This window comes from Arcticibacter tournemirensis (assembly GCF_006716645.1).
Lineage (GTDB): Bacteria > Bacteroidota > Bacteroidia > Sphingobacteriales > Sphingobacteriaceae > Arcticibacter > Arcticibacter tournemirensis.
The window spans coordinates 5,080,674-5,098,534 of record NZ_VFPL01000001.1 but is presented as its reverse complement, the minus strand read 5'-3'; the positions used below and the strand labels follow the sequence as shown (position 1 = coordinate 5,098,534).

At 43.0% G+C, this 17,861-nt stretch carries 13 protein-coding genes; 4 read left to right on the top strand and 9 right to left on the bottom strand.

Annotated features, from left to right (window positions below):
• Positions 1 to 8 precede the first annotated feature (8 nt).
• Both odhB and BDE36_RS21265 read left to right on the top strand, forming a co-directional pair.
• Positions 9 to 1,568 carry a 2-oxoglutarate dehydrogenase complex dihydrolipoyllysine-residue succinyltransferase gene (gene odhB / locus BDE36_RS21270; RefSeq protein WP_141816411.1) on the top strand — a complete coding sequence of 520 codons (1,560 nt, stop codon included), beginning with the start codon at positions 9 to 11 and terminating at the stop codon, positions 1,566 to 1,568.
• 80 nt (positions 1,569 to 1,648) lie between these two features.
• Positions 1,649 to 2,371: a DUF2490 domain-containing protein gene (locus tag BDE36_RS21265; RefSeq protein WP_141816410.1), complete on the top strand. Its 723-nt coding sequence runs from the start codon at positions 1,649 to 1,651 to the stop codon at positions 2,369 to 2,371.
• A 173-nt stretch (positions 2,372 to 2,544) separates the two neighbouring features.
• On the opposite strand, the gene BDE36_RS21260 is transcribed toward BDE36_RS21265, so the two are convergent.
• The 3 genes from BDE36_RS21260 to BDE36_RS21250 all read right to left on the bottom strand — a co-directional run bounded on the left by BDE36_RS21260 (position 2,545) and on the right by BDE36_RS21250 (position 6,946).
• A complete protein-coding gene (locus BDE36_RS21260) occupies positions 2,545 to 3,273 on the bottom strand; it encodes a head GIN domain-containing protein (protein ID WP_128770453.1) in 729 nt (242 codons plus the stop codon).
• A 116-nt stretch (positions 3,274 to 3,389) separates the two neighbouring features.
• Positions 3,390 to 5,078: a M1 family metallopeptidase gene (locus tag BDE36_RS21255; RefSeq protein WP_317132922.1), complete on the bottom strand. Its 1,689-nt coding sequence runs from the start codon at positions 5,076 to 5,078 to the stop codon at positions 3,390 to 3,392.
• 5 nt (positions 5,079 to 5,083) lie between these two features.
• Positions 5,084 to 6,946 (bottom strand): CocE/NonD family hydrolase, encoded by a 1,863-nt coding sequence (locus tag BDE36_RS21250; protein WP_141816409.1) that lies wholly within the window; start codon positions 6,944 to 6,946, stop codon positions 5,084 to 5,086.
• Positions 6,947 to 7,027: 81 nt separating this feature from the next.
• Here BDE36_RS21250 and BDE36_RS21245 point away from each other — a divergent pair, with 81 nt between their 5' ends.
• The gene (locus BDE36_RS21245; RefSeq protein WP_141816408.1) at positions 7,028 to 8,188 is read left to right on the top strand and encodes a hypothetical protein; all 1,161 of its coding nucleotides are present in this window, start codon (positions 7,028 to 7,030) and stop codon (positions 8,186 to 8,188) included.
• A gap of 51 nt (positions 8,189 to 8,239) precedes the next feature.
• Positions 8,240 to 9,643 carry a dihydrolipoyl dehydrogenase gene (gene lpdA / locus BDE36_RS21240; protein ID WP_141816407.1) on the top strand — a complete coding sequence of 468 codons (1,404 nt, stop codon included), beginning with the start codon at positions 8,240 to 8,242 and terminating at the stop codon, positions 9,641 to 9,643.
• Positions 9,644 to 9,834: 191 nt separating this feature from the next.
• On the opposite strand, the gene BDE36_RS21235 is transcribed toward lpdA, so the two are convergent.
• From BDE36_RS21235 to BDE36_RS21210, 6 genes are all read right to left on the bottom strand, one after another.
• Positions 9,835 to 10,524 carry a ThuA domain-containing protein gene (locus tag BDE36_RS21235; RefSeq protein ID WP_235904347.1) on the bottom strand — a complete coding sequence of 230 codons (690 nt, stop codon included), beginning with the start codon at positions 10,522 to 10,524 and terminating at the stop codon, positions 9,835 to 9,837.
• Between the two features lie 135 nt (positions 10,525 to 10,659).
• Positions 10,660 to 13,836, bottom strand: coding sequence for an efflux RND transporter permease subunit (locus BDE36_RS21230; RefSeq protein WP_141816405.1), 3,177 nt, complete (start codon positions 13,834 to 13,836; stop codon positions 10,660 to 10,662).
• 48 nt (positions 13,837 to 13,884) lie between these two features.
• Complete coding sequence (locus tag BDE36_RS21225; RefSeq protein ID WP_128770459.1) at positions 13,885 to 14,949, bottom strand: efflux RND transporter periplasmic adaptor subunit; 1,065 nt, start codon at positions 14,947 to 14,949, stop codon at positions 13,885 to 13,887.
• 84 nt (positions 14,950 to 15,033) lie between these two features.
• Positions 15,034 to 16,395, bottom strand: a complete 1,362-nt coding sequence (locus BDE36_RS21220) for a TolC family protein (protein WP_141816404.1) — start codon at positions 16,393 to 16,395, stop codon at positions 15,034 to 15,036.
• Between the two features lie 17 nt (positions 16,396 to 16,412).
• Complete coding sequence (locus tag BDE36_RS21215) at positions 16,413 to 17,051, bottom strand: TetR/AcrR family transcriptional regulator (RefSeq protein WP_141816403.1); 639 nt, start codon at positions 17,049 to 17,051, stop codon at positions 16,413 to 16,415.
• A 113-nt stretch (positions 17,052 to 17,164) separates the two neighbouring features.
• Positions 17,165 to 17,776 (bottom strand): TetR/AcrR family transcriptional regulator, encoded by a 612-nt coding sequence (locus tag BDE36_RS21210; RefSeq protein WP_128770462.1) that lies wholly within the window; start codon positions 17,774 to 17,776, stop codon positions 17,165 to 17,167.
• Positions 17,777 to 17,861: the final 85 nt, after the last annotated feature.

Genomic DNA, 17,861 nt, shown 5'->3' with positions numbered 1-17,861 from the left:
AATATATTATGAGTTTAGAGATCAAAGTTCCAACGGTCGGCGAATCGATTTCAGAAGTAACCTTGTCTAGATGGATCAGGAAAGATGGTGAGTTTGTTGAGATGGATGAGGTTATCGCTGAGCTTGAATCTGACAAGGCAACTTTTGAGTTAACAGCAGAAGCTGCGGGAACTTTAAAAACTATTGCATCTGAAGGAGATACACTCCAAATCGGAGCTGTGGTTTGTTCAATTGAAGAAAGCAGTGCCGGGGGTACAAAACCCGAAGCCGATGCGGCAAACGAAAGCGTTGAGGATGCTGATAGTACGTCCACCGCTCAGTCGGGGAAATCAGAGTCGCTTGAGATAAAGGTTCCACCGGTTGGAGAGTCCATAACCGAGGTGACACTATCGAAGTGGCTTAAGAATGATGGTGATCAGGTAGAAATGGATGAGCAGATTGCCGAACTTGAATCAGATAAAGCAACTTTTGAGTTGACTGCAGAAGTTGCTGGTACGCTTCACTACATTGCGAAAGAAGGCGATACACTTGAAATTGGAGCTGTTGTTTGTTCTATAAGTAAAGGTGCGGGTTCACCTGCTCCTAAGTCGAACGGAGAAAGTCCGTCGAAAGAGTCGGCTGTTAAGGCGGTTCCGGATCGGGCGCCATCTTATGCAGCAGGTACTCCTTCTCCATCTGCCGCAAAGATTTTATCTGAGAAAGGCGTGGACCCTGCTTCTGTAAATGGATCGGGTGTTGGAGGCAGGATAACGAAGGAAGATGCTCAGAAAGCTCAGGCCGCCAGGACGCAAACACAAGGCGCCGGCCCTGCCGAACCGGTAAAGCCGGAAGCCAAAGCGCAGGTGTCGGTTAGTGTTTCTTCGGGTAACCGAAACGAGCGCCGTGAGAAGATGTCGTCTCTGCGTAAGACCGTAGCAAGGCGGCTTGTATCTGTGAAAAATGAGACAGCCATGCTTACTACTTTCAACGAGGTAGATATGAAGCCGGTAATGGATCTCAGGTCAAAGTATAAGGAAAAGTTTAAAGACAAATATGGTGTAGGTCTGGGTTTCATGTCGTTCTTCACAAAGGCAGTATGTGAGGCCTTGAAGGAGTTTCCTAGTGTAAACGCACGAATTGACAATGATGAAGTGGTATACAGTGACTTTGCAGATATATCAATAGCTGTATCAGCGCCTAAAGGCTTGGTTGTCCCTGTTATCAGGAATGCTGAGTCGATGACATTGGCCGAAATTGAAAAGGCTGTATTGACTCTTGCAGGAAAAGCCCGTGATAACAAGCTAACTATAGAGGAAATGACGGGTGGTACATTCACTATTACCAACGGAGGGGTATTTGGATCCATGATGTCAACTCCGATTATAAACGCGCCTCAATCAGCTATTCTGGGAATGCATAATATCGTTGAACGCCCTGTGGCTTTAAACGGCGAAGTTGTAATACGCCCGATAATGTATGTTGCTCTTTCATATGATCATAGGATAATTGACGGAAGGGAATCCGTTAGCTTTCTTGTAAGAGTAAAACAGCTTCTCGAGGATCCGGCACGCTTACTCTTAGGCGTCTGATAAATACAACATAAAGGTAAAAGTGTAAAACCCCTGGCTCTGCACTTTTACCTTTAGACTTTTACCTTTTATCTTCATAAATGCACACACTACCTGTTATTTTAAGAATTGTTACTTTAATTCTGCTCATTTTATCCTTTCTTCCTGCTTTCGCTCAAAAGACCCAAACAGAGCAGAGTGGCTGGCTTGCCTGGTTTAATAGTTATAAGGTTTCTCCCCGTTTAGGGATACATTTTGACGTACAGGCGCGCTCTGCCGATAATTGGGAATATGTAAAGAATCTGCTTATACGGCCGGGCTTAACTTACCATTTTAACGCTCAGCATAATGTAACTGCCGGTTATGCTTTGATAAAAACTTTTGCCGATAGCGATATACCTGGAGGGAAAGATCTTACCGAACATCGTATATGGGAGCAATATATTTTTGCTCATAAAATTAAAGCTCTCCCTTTAACCCATAGGTTTCGGGTAGAGCAAAGGTTTATAGAAAGAAGCAATGATGACTTGTTTTCACAACGATTAAGATACTTTGCCCGTTTGATGATTCCCTTTAAAAGTACTTCAGGAAACTTCAAGAGCGGTCTGTTTGCAGCTTTACAAAATGAGGTATTCTTAAATCTTCAGAACAAGAGCGATTTGAATAACAAGGTGTTCGATCAGAACCGGGCTTATGTAGCTGCAGGTTTCCGCTTAAGTCCCAAAGCAGATATCGAAGCGGGGTATCTCAATCAATACGTCAGGGGCCTCAACAGTAACACAGCAAACCATGTTGTTCAACTGGCTGTTTATACCAGGTTTTAAAAGGAGGTGTAAGTGTACATCGTTAGAAGGGTTGCACTTGTTGAATAATGCTGATTGTAAATTTCAGACACTCCGTTGCAGAAATAGTGTTTGGAGTCCGCTTTTCCTCATAAAAAAACCCCGGACCGCACCGCCCGAGGTTTCAAATATATAAGTGTATGTAGCTGCTGTGCTTAGATTCTTGATACTTTTCCCGAACCGCTTTTCGTTTGATTTACGCGGGGATTGCCCGAATAATAAACGTCACCTGATCCGCTCACAACAGCATTCAGCAATGTATTTGCATGAATCGTTACGCTGCCGGATCCGCTCACTTTAACATCTGCCTTATCTGTCCGTAATTCTTTTCCTTCAAACTCACCGGAACCGCTGATTTGTATACTGGCAGTCTTTGCAGATCCTTCAGCTTTTATTTCGCCCGATCCGCTTACTGCGGAAGTAAACGCGTTAACTGAAGCTGTAAGAGTAATGCTTCCAGATCCGCTTACACGGGTATCCAGCTTGTCGCCCTTTATTGTTCCGCTTACTTCCATATCGCCCGATCCGCTGACACTAAGGCTGCGCAGCGAGCGGGCCGTAATATAAACCGACACTTTTTTGTTCCATCCACTAATGCGTACCCCAGTCTTGTAGCGTATTTTTAAGTCGCCGTTCTCCACCCTTGTTTCAATCTTGCTAAACAAATCCTCGTCGCCCTCTAAACGAAGGCTTTCAGTGTTGCCAAGTTTAACAAAAACATCGAACGAACCTCCGGAGCTAATTGAATGAAAGCCCGAAACCTGTCTGGTTTCAGTATCAGCCATAGGGTGACTAACCGGACTAAACATAGTCCTTGTACCTGCGAAGCTTAAAAAAGGCAGTAATAACAATATCCAGCCGAATGATGCAAATATCTTTTTCATTTTAAACTATTTTCTGCGGTAGTAGCGTTTCCAGGGATGATGATTAATATCCATGAAGGATTCCTCTCTTTCCGTATCAATAAGACGCTGGCTGGGTGCCTAACGTTACAGATATTTTAAAGTAAATTAGTATTAATATAAAAGTTATCGGTATCAGCCTCTATACCATGTGCAGATAAGGGTAAATCGAGGCTTTGCCAGTTGCCTGATGGCTCAATGAAGAACCAGTTATTTTTATCTTTGTTATTGTCGGTAAAACGCACCTTTACCGGCATATTAAAGCCGGTGGCTGTCGCTTTCCATCGGTAGATCAACGTATTTTTACCTCCTCTGGCTTTTTTAATTTCCAGGGTTGGAATGCTGGTAAAGCGAAGATACTGATCAAAAACGGGCGTTAGGTCCCTTCCTGCTTCTTTGTTTATATATGTAATGATATCTGCAGTTGTAACGGTCTTCAGTCCAAAGGTTTTATTGAGACCTTTTAATATCAGCCGCCATTTTTCATCGTCGTTGATTACGGAACGCAGGGTATGAAGCATGTTACTGCCTTTGAAATACATATCCCCTGATCCTTCCTTATTTACATCATACGGGCCTATAAGAGGAATGTCATTCAGGATTGCGCTGCGTTGTCCCCTGATATATTTCGCTCCAGCTTCCTTACCCTCTTTGCATTCCACAAATAATCCTTCTGAATAAGTAGTAAACGCTTCATGGATCCACATGTCGGCGATATCCTTAGATGTAATGTTGTTACCGAACCATTCATGTCCTGACTCGTGAATAATGATATAGTCCCACTTCAGTCCTAATCCAGTCTCTGAAAGATCTTTGCCCAGGTACCCTTTTTGATACCGGTTGCCATAAGCAACCGCACTTTGGTGTTCCATTCCCAGATAGGGCGTTTCTATCAGCTTATAACCATCGCGGTAAAAAGGGTAGGAGCCAAACCAGCGTTCAAAGCATTGTAGCATCGGTTTTACATCGCTGGCAAAGTGAGGCCCTGCTTTCTTTAAATTTTCCGGCAGTACATAATAATCAAGGGTCAGCTTTCCCGATTCTCCTTCATACTCATCAGAAAAGTGACTAAAATCGGCAATGTTCAGTGTTACGTTGTAATTGTTAATGGGGTAAGAAACGAACCAGTTATATCTCACATATCCGTCATCTAGTTTTTCAGTAGAGCGCAACCGGCCGTTACTGATATCGGCCAGACCCGATGGTGTCGATATGCTTATCATCATACTGTCCACTTCATCCGACTGGTGGTCCTTATTTGGCCACCAGCTGCTCGCTCCCAGACCCTGGCAGCTCACTGCTATCCATGGTTTTCCCTTGCTTGTTTTTGTAAATATAAAGCCGCCATCCCAGGGTGGATTTTTAGCAACTACGGGTTTTCCGGAATAGTATACTGTAAATTCTTCTGAAGAACCTTTCTTGATGGTATCTTCAAAATCAACAAAAACTGCATTGTATTCTCGGGTATACTTAAGTACGTTCCCTTTAAAAAGGATCTTTTCTATGTTAAGATTATTAAACAGGTCAAACTGCAATTTTCGAAAATCAGTGGTGGCAGTAAACCTGAACTTATTGGATCCTACAATATACTTCTTTCCCGGATCGACCTTCAGGTCAAGATGGTAGTAAGAGATATTGTAACAGGTTCTTAGCGGAGAAAGCATTCCTCTAAGGGTATCGGCCCGAGTAAACAATTCAGTTCTGTTAAGCAACTGGCTGTGTGCGATAGTACTATATATCAGGCATGTCAGCAATGGCAAAAAGAAACGGAGCCGTATTCTCATCATTACTACTATTTTACAACCGGAATGATAATGCACGAAGCGTTCGGGGTTTCGTGATAAATGCGGTGCGTCGCTTTTTGAAAGTCTTTTTCGTCAGCATTATAGATATCAACAAACTTCTGCGGATTCCTGTCTACCAATGGGAACCATGAATTTTGAACCTGGACCATGATACGGTGTCCCGCTTTAAAGGTATGTGATACATCAGGCATTGAATACTTCACCTGAGTGATTTTGCCGGGATTAAAAGGTTCCGGCTTTTCATAGCTGTTTCTGAACTTTCCCCGCATCACTTCTCCCCGTACCAGCATTTGATATCCACCCATTTGAATATTTCGTGGGTTGGGGGTGTTATTAGGATAGTCGTCAGGGTAAACATCAATCAGCTTGACAACATAATCGGCGTCTGTGCCAGTAGTTGAAACCATCAGGTCGGCTATTACCGGGCCTGCAATTGTGAGATCTGCCGTCAGGGGTTCGGTTTGATACACCATAACATCAGGTCGTTTTGATGCGAAGCGCTGGTCGTCGATCATATACTCTCTGGTTCGCTGCAAATGAACGCCGTCGGCATAGGGTACAGGGCGTGAAGGATCACTTACATATTCGTCATAGCTATTATCTTTATCTGGCTTATTAAAGGCAAGCTTACTATCCGGCTGGAAGTATAGCTTCTCCTGCTTTGCTTCGGCTGGTGGCCAGGCTGTGTATTTTTTCCATTTATTAGATCCGGTTTCAAATACTAACGCCTCAGGAAGATCGGGCGCTGGCTTGTCTTTAAGATAATGCTGAAAGAAAGGGAATTCGACATTTTCCTGGTACCAGGTACTCGTTGCCTGATCAAATTTTATATCTCCAAAGCTTTCACCTGTGGATCTGGACCACCCTCCATGAAACCAGGGGCCCATTACAAGGGTATTTTTGTTTTTAGCATTTTGCTTTTCGATGGCCTCATAGGTGGCAAATGCTCCATAACAATCCTCCGCATCAAAAAGTCCGCCGACTATAAGTGTGGCAGGTTTAATATTTTTCAAATGAGGTGTTATAAGCCGGGCTTTCCAAAATTCATCATAGGTTCCGTGAGTAGTAACATCATTCCAGAATTTAATGGAATCGCCGAAATATTTCTTACTTACATTCTTAACCGGGCCCAGGTCCATGAAGAATTTATAATTGTCGCGAGTATAATACGAAAAGCTTTTTGGGCCCTTATCCGGGGTGATAGGCTTTGGCCGGGGTACTCCAAAGGTCGAGTAGAATGAAAATGCGTCGGCGAGAAAGAGTGCTCCGTTATGGTGAAAATCATCTCCGATAAACCAGTTGGTTACCGGAGCCTGCGGAGAAGCAGCTTTTAATGCGGGATGTGCATCGGGAAGCGAAGCAGTTGAGTAGAAGCCTGGATAGGAGATACCGTAAATTCCCGCTTTCCCATTATTCTCCTTTATGTTCTTTATCAGCCAGTCGATCGTGTCGTATGTATCCGTACTTTCATCGATGTTTTTTTTATTTTTCTTTGACGCTACATGAGGCCGGATATCTTCATATGTACCTTCGCTCATCCATTTTCCACGAACATCCTGATAAACGAAGATGTATCCTTCACGTGCGAAAAGCATCGAGGGGCCGAGGGTTTTTTTATACTCGTTACTGCCGTAAGGTGCTACAGTATAAGGAGTTCGGTTTAAAAGTATCGGATATTTTTTTGTCCGGTCTTTAGGAACATAGATTGAAGTAAACAACCTCACACCGTCGCGCATGGTGATATACTTTTCAATCTTACTGTAATGATCATGTATATACGCCGAATCGGCGGTTTGGGCCCGTAATTGTAAAGAAAGTGTTAAAAAAAACAGGATAATGTATCTTTTCATGAATAAAACAATGTAATGCTGCTAATTTAGGAAAACAGTTATAGCTTTGACGCCGTTTTAATAATTTCCTTCCGAATTTTAATGAATTTAACAGAAGTAAATAATCCTTTTTTGATCCGGCAGTTTCTGCAAGTTCCCGTAGATCTATATAAAGACAATCCTAATTATATAAGACCATTGGATGAAGATGTAGAGAATGTATTTACTGAAGGCAATAACAAATACTATGAGGCAGGGAAGTGTATCCGATGGATTTTAACCGATAAGACGAACAAAGCGATAGGAAGGATTGCTGCGTTCGTAAATCCTTTTTCGGCTTACACTTTCGAACAGCCTACGGGTGGTATAGGTTTTTTTGAATGTATTAACGACAAAAAGGCGGCGTTTATGCTTTTTGATGCAGCTCGCGATTGGTTGAAGCAGCAGAATATGGAAGCGATGGATGGCCCGGTTAATCTCGGTAGCCGTGAACGTTGGTGGGGCTTGCTCGTTGAAGGCTTCAGCCCACCTTGTTATTGTTGTAATTATAACCCTTACTGGTACCGGGATTTTTTTGAAGAGTATGGCTTTAAAGTGTTTTTTAAGCAGTATACCTATCTCCGAAACGTTAGAGAACCTTTAAAAAAAGTGTACTATGATGTTGCAGCAAGAATATTTCGTAATCCCGATTACTCTTTCAGGAATATTAAAAAGAAGAATCTTGAATCCTACATCCATGATTTTCGCGCTGTATATAATAAAGCATGGGTGAACCATGAAGGCGTAGGAGAGATGAGCTTCGAGGCTGCCAGGAAAATGATTAGCTCTCTGACGCCGGTTATCGACGAGCGGATCGCCTGGTTTGCTTATTATAAGAATGAACCTGTTGGTTTTTTTCTCAGTATTCCGGAGTTGAATGAGCTCTTCGTCAAATATGCAAAAGGTAAACTAAATCTGACAACAAAGCTTAGATTGCTTTTTAACAAGTGGACGGGGAAATGCCGGACAATGTATGGCCTCGTTTTTGGCATAATACCAGAACAGCAAAAGAAGGGCGTTGAGATAGCAATGATTGTCGCTGCCGCAAACTCCCTGTTAAATAACAAGGCCTATGAGAACGTTCAGATGAACTGGATTGGTGATTTTAACCCCAGGATGATGCACATAGCTGAACAGATCGGCGCCAGAGTTTATAAAACGCATCATACTTACCGGTACCTTTTTGATCGCTCGAGTGAATTTAAACGTCATCCTGAGATTTAATGACCTTATCTTTATATAGATTGACTTAACTTTGAATAAACAGATATCATTATGCAATACGATGTAACAGTAATAGGCAGCGGACCCGGCGGATATGTTGCCGCTATCCGTTGTGCTCAGTTAGGACTTAAAACTGCCATAATTGAAAAGTATAACACTTTTGGCGGTACTTGTCTGAATGTAGGATGTATACCTTCAAAAGCTCTTCTCGATTCTTCTGAGCATTATTATAATGCCGCTCACACCTTTAAAACACATGGTATTTTAATAAAAGATCTGAAGGTTGATCTTCCACAGATGATCTCCCGCAAAAATCAGGTGGTTCAGGAGAACACTTCGGGCATTTCTTATCTCATTAAAAAGAATAAGATTACTCCCTATACCGGAGTTGCCTCCTTTAAAGATAAAAACACCATAAAGATCAGCAAACAGGATGGCTCGGAGGAAACGATTACATCTGAAAAAGTAATCATAGCTACGGGCTCGAAGCCTACTGCCTTACCTTTTCTTCCAATTGATAAGAAAAGGATCATTACTTCTACAGAGGCCTTGAATCTTCCGGAAGTGCCGAAACATCTTATTGTTATCGGAGGGGGCGTGATCGGCCTCGAGCTTGGTTCGGTTTATGCACGACTTGGAGCTAAGGTAACAGTAGTTGAGTTTCTCGATTCAATTATTGCTACAATGGACAAGACCATGGGTAAAGAATTGCAGAAATCTCTTACTAAGCTGGGTTTCGAATTCCTTTTGAGTCACAAAGTCACGGGAGCATCTGTAAAGGGAAAGAGGGTGAGTGTTACTGCCGAAAGTCCGAAAGGGGATAATATAACTATTGAGGGTGATTATTGTATCGTGGCTGTCGGTCGTACCGCATATACAGAGGGCCTGGGATTGGAAAATATTGGAATTAAGCCTGAAGAGCGGGGCAGGAAAATACCGGTAGATGACCATCTGGAAACTTCTGTAAAGGGAGTATATGCCATCGGTGATGTGATAAAGGGCGCCATGCTTGCTCACAAAGCGGAAGAGGAAGGGGTGTTTGTAGCAGAAACCATTGCCGGACAGAAACCACATATAAACTACAATTTAATACCTGGAGTTGTGTATACCTGGCCTGAAGTAGCAAGTGTGGGATCTACCGAAGAACAACTAAAGCAACAGGGCACGAAATACAAGACGGGTTCATTCCCATTTAAAGCTAGTGGCAGGGCGCGTGCAAGCATGGACACAGATGGCCTGGTAAAAGTACTCTCAGACGCTCAAACAGATGAGATCCTTGGAGTTCACATAATCGGTCCCCGCGCTGCCGATATGATCGCGGAGGCTGTAGTGGCTATGGAGTTCCGCGCTTCGGCTGAAGATATCGGCCGCATCAGTCATGCACACCCAACCTATACGGAGGCGTTTAAAGAAGCGTCGTTGGCTGCTTCTGATAACAGAGCTATCCATATATGAGTTGAAGGTGAAAAGTAGTTGAATGTCCAGAGTTGAGAGTCGCGGCATAACAATCCTCTTAACAGATCTTGTTTGGCACCGTTTAACTACTGTTAGAATTGCAAAGAAATGTTTACTGACGGCAGTATCAGTACATTTCCTTTGAAATAATATTACATAAGGGCTGAAATATCCAGGTATTTCGGCCCTTTCTATTTGCCTATTGCGTATTGAATTCCTCCAAGCAGGTGTTTTAAAAACAGTGGGTCACTGTAGCTTTCTTCAGTGTGGCCCAGGCCTGTATAAAATGCGCGTCCGCCATCATATTCATGATACCAGGCGATAGGGTGTTCGTTCCCGTTCGTTCCGCCTTCGTAACTTTTCTCGTCAAGCCAGGCAAGCACTTTCATGTCCGGATTGATGTCTTTAAAGTTATACCACTCGTCGGTGTGTTCCCAAACATCCGGCAGCAATTTAGTGGAAGGATGTTTCTTGTCGGTTACTTTGATAATGGCTTTCTGTACTTTCGGATGGTTTGTAAAGTAAGCGCCAACTAATTTTCCATACCATGGCCATTCATACTCCGTATCAGTGGCCGCATGAACGCCCACAAAGCCCTTTCCTGACCTTATATAGGTTTCGAATGCCTTCTGCTGCCCGGGGTCAAGAACTTCGTGTGTGGTGTTAAGAAAAATGACAGCGGCATATTTTTTTAAGTTTCCCCCGGTGAAATGCGAAGCATCTGCAGTTGTATCAACTTTGAAGCTATTATTCTTTCCAAGGGCCTGGATGACCATGATACCGGCAGGAATAGATTTATGATAATAACCTCCCGTTTTGTAAAAAACAAGAATTGTCGCCTGTTTCGGCTTTACGTCTAGTGTGAATTGGTTTGATGTCATACACGCGCTGAAAAGACAGATGAAGTTAATTAAAAGACTAAGCATAACCGGTCATTTTAGCGAATATACTTTATCTGGGTGACATAAAAAAGGGGCCTTAAGCCCCTTTTTTATATATCATGAATCAATTAATGCCTATTTATTATATTGCATCATTTCATACTCGTCGTCGTCGATCTCGCCAGTATAGGGCTCCGTCATCAGAACATCTATATCGTCGTCGTGCTTATTGAACCCGAAGTAAGTAAGAATCTTATCAAAAGCTTCATAAATTACCGGAACGATAATGAGTGTGAGGAATAGGGAACTGGTAAGGCCCCCCATAATAACCCAGGCCAAACCATTTTTCCATTCTGCCCCTGCGCCTTTTGCAATTGCGATAGGAAGCATACCGATAACCATCGCAATGGTTGTCATCAGAATAGGGCGGAGCCGGGCGTGGTTGGCCATAATTAATGCTTCCCTTGTACTCTTACCCTCCGCTTTCTGCTGATTTGTAAAGTCGACAAGGATAATGGCGTTCTTTGCAACCAATCCAATAAGCATGATCAAACCAAGAATGGTGAATATATTCAGAGAGTTATTTGTGAGTGCCAGGGCGAGCAAAGCCCCTATTACCGATAGCGGGATAGAAAACATCACCACAAATGGGTATACATAGTTGTCGTAGAGGGCTACCATAATAAGGTAAACCAAGATGATAGACATCAGCAGGGCAACACCTAATGTTCCAAAGCCTTCTGATTGGTTTTCCATATCACCGCCAAAGATAAAGCTAACTCCGGCTGGCCTGGGCAGGTCTTTAATCTGGGTTTCAAGTTCAGAGAAAATAGTTCCTGACGGTCGCCCCACCACCTGCGACTGCACTGATACCTTCGTGCTTTTATCCTGGCGTTCAAGCTGACTTGGCCCCGAACTTTCTGTAACCGTAGCAAACTGCTCGAGATGGATTTGTTGTTCGTCTTTGTTTATAAACGTGAGGTTCTTAACATCGTCCATGCTCTTTCTATTAAAATTGTCAAGCCGGATGTTGATGTCGTATTCGTACTCTCCCTGCCTGAACTTACTGTCGGTGTTTCCGCTAAATGCTGTTTGCATGGTAGCGCCGACAGTTTGAAGACTTAAGCCGAGAGCCGACATTTTATCCCTGTCTACTTGTACCCTTATTTCAGGATTTCCGCTTTCGACAGAGAGCTTAACTTCGGTGGCTCCATCAATTTTCTCGAGCTTTGATTTTACCACATTGGCGAACTTCATTACGCTGTCGAGTTCACTCCCCCTTACTACAACTTCAACAGGAGCTCGTTCTGCACTTCCGAGGATGCTCACTGGTGTGGTCTTAACTTTTGCTCCCACTAATTGAGGTGCAAGTTCTTTTTTTATTCGGGCAGCATAAACGTCGGACGGGTCGGTTCTCTCTTTGCGATCGACAAGCTGCACATTTATCTCCGACTTGTATGCTGTAGCTAACGATGCCCCCATTCCATCACTCGTCTGACCCACAGTTGTGATCAGTCTTGTAACTTCAGGCTTCCGGCTTAAAATAGCTTCGGCTTTACTCGTTGCCAGATTGGTTTGTTCAATAGACGCATCTTTCGGCATTTCAATTTGCACGATGAATTCTCCGCGGTCACTTTTTGGGAAAAATTCAGTTCCGATAAAGCCGGCGCCAATAAGGGCAACTGAGGAGAAGAGCAGAACAACCGTTCCTCCCAGTACTATCCATTTATGTCCCAGCGACCATGTAAGCAGGCTGGTGATCCAGGCGGTGAACCTGTCGAGGCGTCTTTCAAATGAAAGGATAATCTTTCCAAAGAAATTCTTCCCTTCAATGTGCTCAAGCTTTCCGAATCTCGAAGACAGCAACGGTACAATGGTAAAGGAAGCAAGTAAACTAAGTAACGTTGCAATGATGACTACCACACAAAACTCCCGCAATATATCCGAAACAAGACCTGTACTGATAGCAATAGGGAAGAAAACAACCACAATTACCAGTGTGATGGAGGTAACTGTAAATCCGATTTCTTTTGTTGCATCATAGGCAGCGCGTACGCGGTTCTTGCCCATCTCCATATGCCGGTAAATGTTTTCAAGTACAACAATCGCATCGTCGACAAGGATACCTACTACAAGTGAAAGACCCAGTAACGACATCAGGTTAAGCGTAAATCCAAAGAGTTTTATTCCTATAAAAGTTGCAATCAGCGAAGCAGGGATCGATACCATCACAATGGCCGCATTACGCAAACTATGCAGGAAGAAAAGCATTACAAACGCCACCAGAATTACCGCCAATATCAAGTCATGAATAACAGCATCGGCCGATTCGAGGGTGTATGTCGAACTATCAGACGCTATCGTAATGTTAAGGTCGATGTTTTTGTAGTCAGTTTTCAGACTTGTTATTATGTTGCGTACGCCTTCGCTCACCTCTACGGCATTAGCATCCGTCTGTTTTAAAACCTGAAGTGCAAGGGCTGCTTTACGGTCAACCCTGGCGATCTTTTCGACGTCTTTTTGACTATCCTGGACATCGGCAATGTCTCTAAGTCTTACTTGCACGTTGTTCTTATCCGAAACAACCAGGTTCCTCAGTTCTTCGACACTTCCATACTTCCCCGCCAGCCTAATAAGAATGTCGCGGTTTTCGGTCCTGATACTTCCGGTAGGGAAGTCAAGATTCGAGCTTCGAATAGCTTGCTGCACTGTAGTGAGTGACAATCCGTAACCTTGCAGTTTGTTTTCGTCAATATTCACCTGGATTTCGCGCTCACGACCGCCAATGATATTTACCTGAGCTACGCCGTTTACCCTTGAGATGTTAGGTACAATCCGGTTATCCATCAGGTCGTAAAATGCAGCATCGTCCATATTTGATGTAGACGACATTGTCAGAATGGGAAGATCGTCGAGCGAAAACTTGTTTAGTGATGGTGCTTCTGCATCGTCAGGTAAATCAGAGAGAATTGCATTTACTTTTCTCTGTGCATCGTTCAATGCGAGGTCGACATCTGCGCCACTATTCAACTGGATAACTACGGATGACAGGCTCTCATACGAGGTAGCTGTAATCTTCTTAATGTTTTCCATCGAGGATACGGCATCCTCGATTTTTTTTGTGACCGTGTTCTCTACTTCTGTTGGCGAAGCACCCGGATAGGTTGTTGTAACCGACACCACCCCCGGCGAAAACTTCGGTAACATTTCGTAGTTAAGGGATCTGTAGCTTATAAACCCCAGCAGGGAAAGTACTGTGAACAGCACTACTACAATGGTGGGTCTCTTTATCGATATTTCAGCTAATTTCATTTTTTAATTTTGATTAATAGTTTCTGGTACAAGCCACTTATACTTATCTTATTTCACTGCTTGTACCTGAGTCCCATCTGTGAGATTAACCTGCCCGCTGGTTATAACTGTTTCACCTTCTTTTAGTCCTTCGAGGATTTCGACACGTTCGCCTGCGATTCTTCCGGGAGTTACATTTCTGGAGCGTGCTGTACTTCCATCAAGAACAAACACCTTATTGCTGTTCACACTTCCTGCAAATGCTGTCCTTGGAACTGTAATAACCGGACGCTGTTGTGGTAAATCAAATACTGCAGTTCCGTACATTCCTGCTTTCAACTCGTTTCCGCTATTATTGCTTACTTCAATCTCTACCGGGAAGTTCAGACTGTTATCGGCTTTGGGAGCAATAAAACTAATCTTACCTGTAAACTCTTTTTCCGGAAAAACTTTTGAAGTGATTTTTACCCTGTCTCCAACTTTAAGGTTAACAACCTGTGTTTCATTTGCTGTCACTTTAAGCTTGAGCTTGGAAAGGTCAACTATTTCAAACAGCTGAGTTCCGGGAGATACAAAAGAACCTTTTTCTATAAAGCGTTTGTTAACGATCCCCGAAATAGGTGCTTTGATATCTGCGTCGTTTGACTTTCTCTTTGCCGTTTGTACGCGGGCCAGTGCATTCCTGACGTTTAATCGCATAGCATCTACCTGTTGCTGTGTCACTCCGCCGGTCTTAAATGAGCTTTCGTACCGTTCAAGGTCGCGTACCGCATTCTGATAATTTGCCTGAGCGGCCTGGGCTTCTACAGAAAGCAGTTCGTCGTCGATGCGTGCAACGACCTGACCACGCTGTACATGGTCGCCTTCATCTACAGTAATACGTGTTACTCTTCCGGAGTTTTCGGCAGATAGCGTTAAATCCTGATTGGCGGCAAAATTGCCGTTTGCACTAAAGTCGAGATCAACCGTGCCCGTTTTGGCTGTTTCAGTCTTCACGGCTACGGCACCTGTATTGCCTTCGGCAACGACCGCCGTCTTCGCCTGGTTGCTCTTTTTATTGTTCTGCAACACCCAGGCAATTAAAGCCAGTACAAGGACAACTACTATTACTGTTATTATACTTCTCTTTTTCATTTTATTGTTCGATTGAGGGCCCCGTACTTATATTGTCCGTGACGATGTGTTTTTCTTACATCCGGACTGTTCCTGCCCGTTTAATTAGTTTAATAGTGATTTGATATTACCTTTAGATTTTAACAACTGGATTTCGGCCAGTTTATAATTAAGCAGAGCCTGCGTGTAACTGTTTTGGGCACTCACAAGTGAGTTTTCTGCATCAAGAAGGTCTGTTAGGGTGGCTAATCCGTTATGGTAATTATTTTGCGTACTTGCATACACCTCTTGTGCGAGCTTCATGTTTTCCACCTGCGCTTTTATGGTGCTTATACTGTTTTTTATCTGTATTGTGGCGTTATCATGAGCCAGGTTTAATGATTGAGTAGTATTTCTGATATCTTCCTGCGCTTTCAGCAGGTCGATTTCAGCCTGTTTTACCCTCGACTTTCTGGCAAAACCGTCAAAAATAGGTATTGACAGGTTTAATGTTAACGCAGATGCCTTGGCCCATTGTGTGGTACTGTTGCTTCTCAGTAAATCGAACTTGTTCCCGAACCCTGTATAAACAAAATTGGTATTAAATGACAGCTTCGGAATATACTCAGCCTGATATGCCTTCTTCTGATAATTGAGTAGCTCCTCCTGCTTTTTAATTAAACGATACTGCGTCAGGTCTGCAACATTCAATTCATCTGCCATCCCGCTCGCCTCGGCAGGGATAGCCGACAACTGAGCCTGAGGTATAAGGATGGTATTGTTAATTGGCATGCCAATATAAAACTTAAGTAGGTTTTCCTGCTGTATTACACCGTTCTCGAGCTCCTGGCGTTGAGTGCGCAGATTGGTAAGATTTACCTTCACCCGATCGAGGTCGATTTTTCTGGCCAGCCCATTCCTGAACTGATCGGCAACTGTCTTTTCAATTCTGACAAGAGAGTTGATATTTGTGTCAATCACGGCCATTTTTTCTCTTGATACGAGTACCTGATAATAGGAAGACGCTACCTGTTGTAGCATGTTTTCTTCGCTCAACGCTGCATTAAGGTTGTAGTAGTCCTCACCAGCCCTCGCTGCCTTCAAACCTGTAAAGACAGACTGGTTGAATAACTGCTGGCTTAGTTGTGCCGATGCCGTGGTATTATACTTTTGGCCAAACGCTACAAAAATCGTTTCCCCCGGTCGCCCGAAGATTTCTCCAGGGATAGGACTCTTCTGAAGTAACAGGTTGTCGTTAATGCTTGCTGACCCGGTTATCTGAGGAAGCGCCTGAGCCCTTACTTCGTTCGTTTTAGCTTTTCCACCTTCTATATCCAGCCTTGCTTTCCTTACGTTTTCGTTGTTCTTGAGCGCGTAATTCAACGCATCTTTCAGGGTTAATTGTACTGTCTGAGCATTCAGTCCTTTGATGCCGGATAGTACCAGTACCGCTGCGAGTACTAAAAATTTATTTGTTATTCTGTTCATTCGTATTATTGGTGTTATTATAATCCTCTATTGCTTCCAGTCTGATTTTCATCGTATTTCAATCCCCTGAGAAAAATTTCAGCCAGTTCCTGTTGTCTTGCTACTACTAACTCAAACTGCTCGCTTTCGGGAAAGATCTTTTTTTCACTTCGGGAGATCACCCACATGCTTAATCCTGTGATAGAATCAAGATATAGAGAACTGGTTTTTTGGGGATCTGCTGTACTTATCTCGCCTTTGCTTGCCGATTCTTTTATAAAGTTTGCGACTATAGAAACCTCTTTTTCACGGCTTGCACTTAAAACTGAAGCGCAACTCTCTCTTATAACGGCATCAGTTGGGGTGTCTGTAAGGTGCAGCATGAAATACCTTTCAAGGAAGGCTCTTCTCGCTTCAATGACCCTGTAAAAAAACTCTCTCAAAGAAGTAAGCCCCTTAACCTGTAATTCGAGATCGCTGAAATAATCCTTCAGAACTTTTTCTACCACAGCAACGATCAAACTCGTTTTATCAGGGAAATAATAATACAGCGAAGGTTGGGTAACCGCCATATCGTCGGCTATCTCGTTCATCGTGGTTTTCTGCACACCGAAGCGTGAGAAACGTTTCATCGCACTTTCAATTATTAATTCTCGTTTTCTATCGTTTTCACTCATCTAATATTCTGACTTTTTTAATAAGTTGGTCAAATATATTGCCAAAAAATTGTACTCAGAGAAAAAAGATAAAATTTTTTAATAAACAGGTGGGAGAAAGGGTTGTAACAGGGTTAATTCAGCTTTTTAAGACCTTTTAGAAAAATGATACCCAGCTTTTGCTGTCTTTTTAAAATCATGTCAAATTGTTCCTTTTCGGGGAAAAAAGGCCTGGTGTGAACTTTTAATACGTTGAAAACGATACCTCCTAAGGCCTCCATCAGCAACATCGCGGTTTCCTGAGGATCACATGTGTCGAGTTCGCCGCTTTCCATGCCCTTGTTAAGAATGGATGTGAGTATTGCTACTTCAGACTGTTTGGCTTTTTTAAACATAGAACCAAGCTCTTCGGGAAGATCAGACCCGGTTATTTTGGTAAAATCAAGCAGGTTGTAGTATTTGCTTATAAACTCCTGTCGTTTATTTAAAAAAAGCCCAAGAGCTTCGTGACTGTTTGCAGCACGGGCTGTTCCTTTTTTAAGTTCGCTGTCCATTAAACTAATAATGTTACCGAGAACAGCAGAGTAAAGGCTTATTTTGTCGGGGAAATAATAATATAAGAGAGCTTTTGACAGAGAGAGATCGTTGGCGATCTCTGTCATCGTAGTTTTTGACAGTCCGAAGTGGGCAAAGCGTTTGAGGGCAGCATCAATAATTAATTCTTTCTTTTTATCCTGATTTTCCACGTAGTCAAAATTATAGTTTTATTTCCTTTTTTGGCCCTTAAAATAAACAATAAAGACTTCTGTTTTATTTTTATTACAGATACTT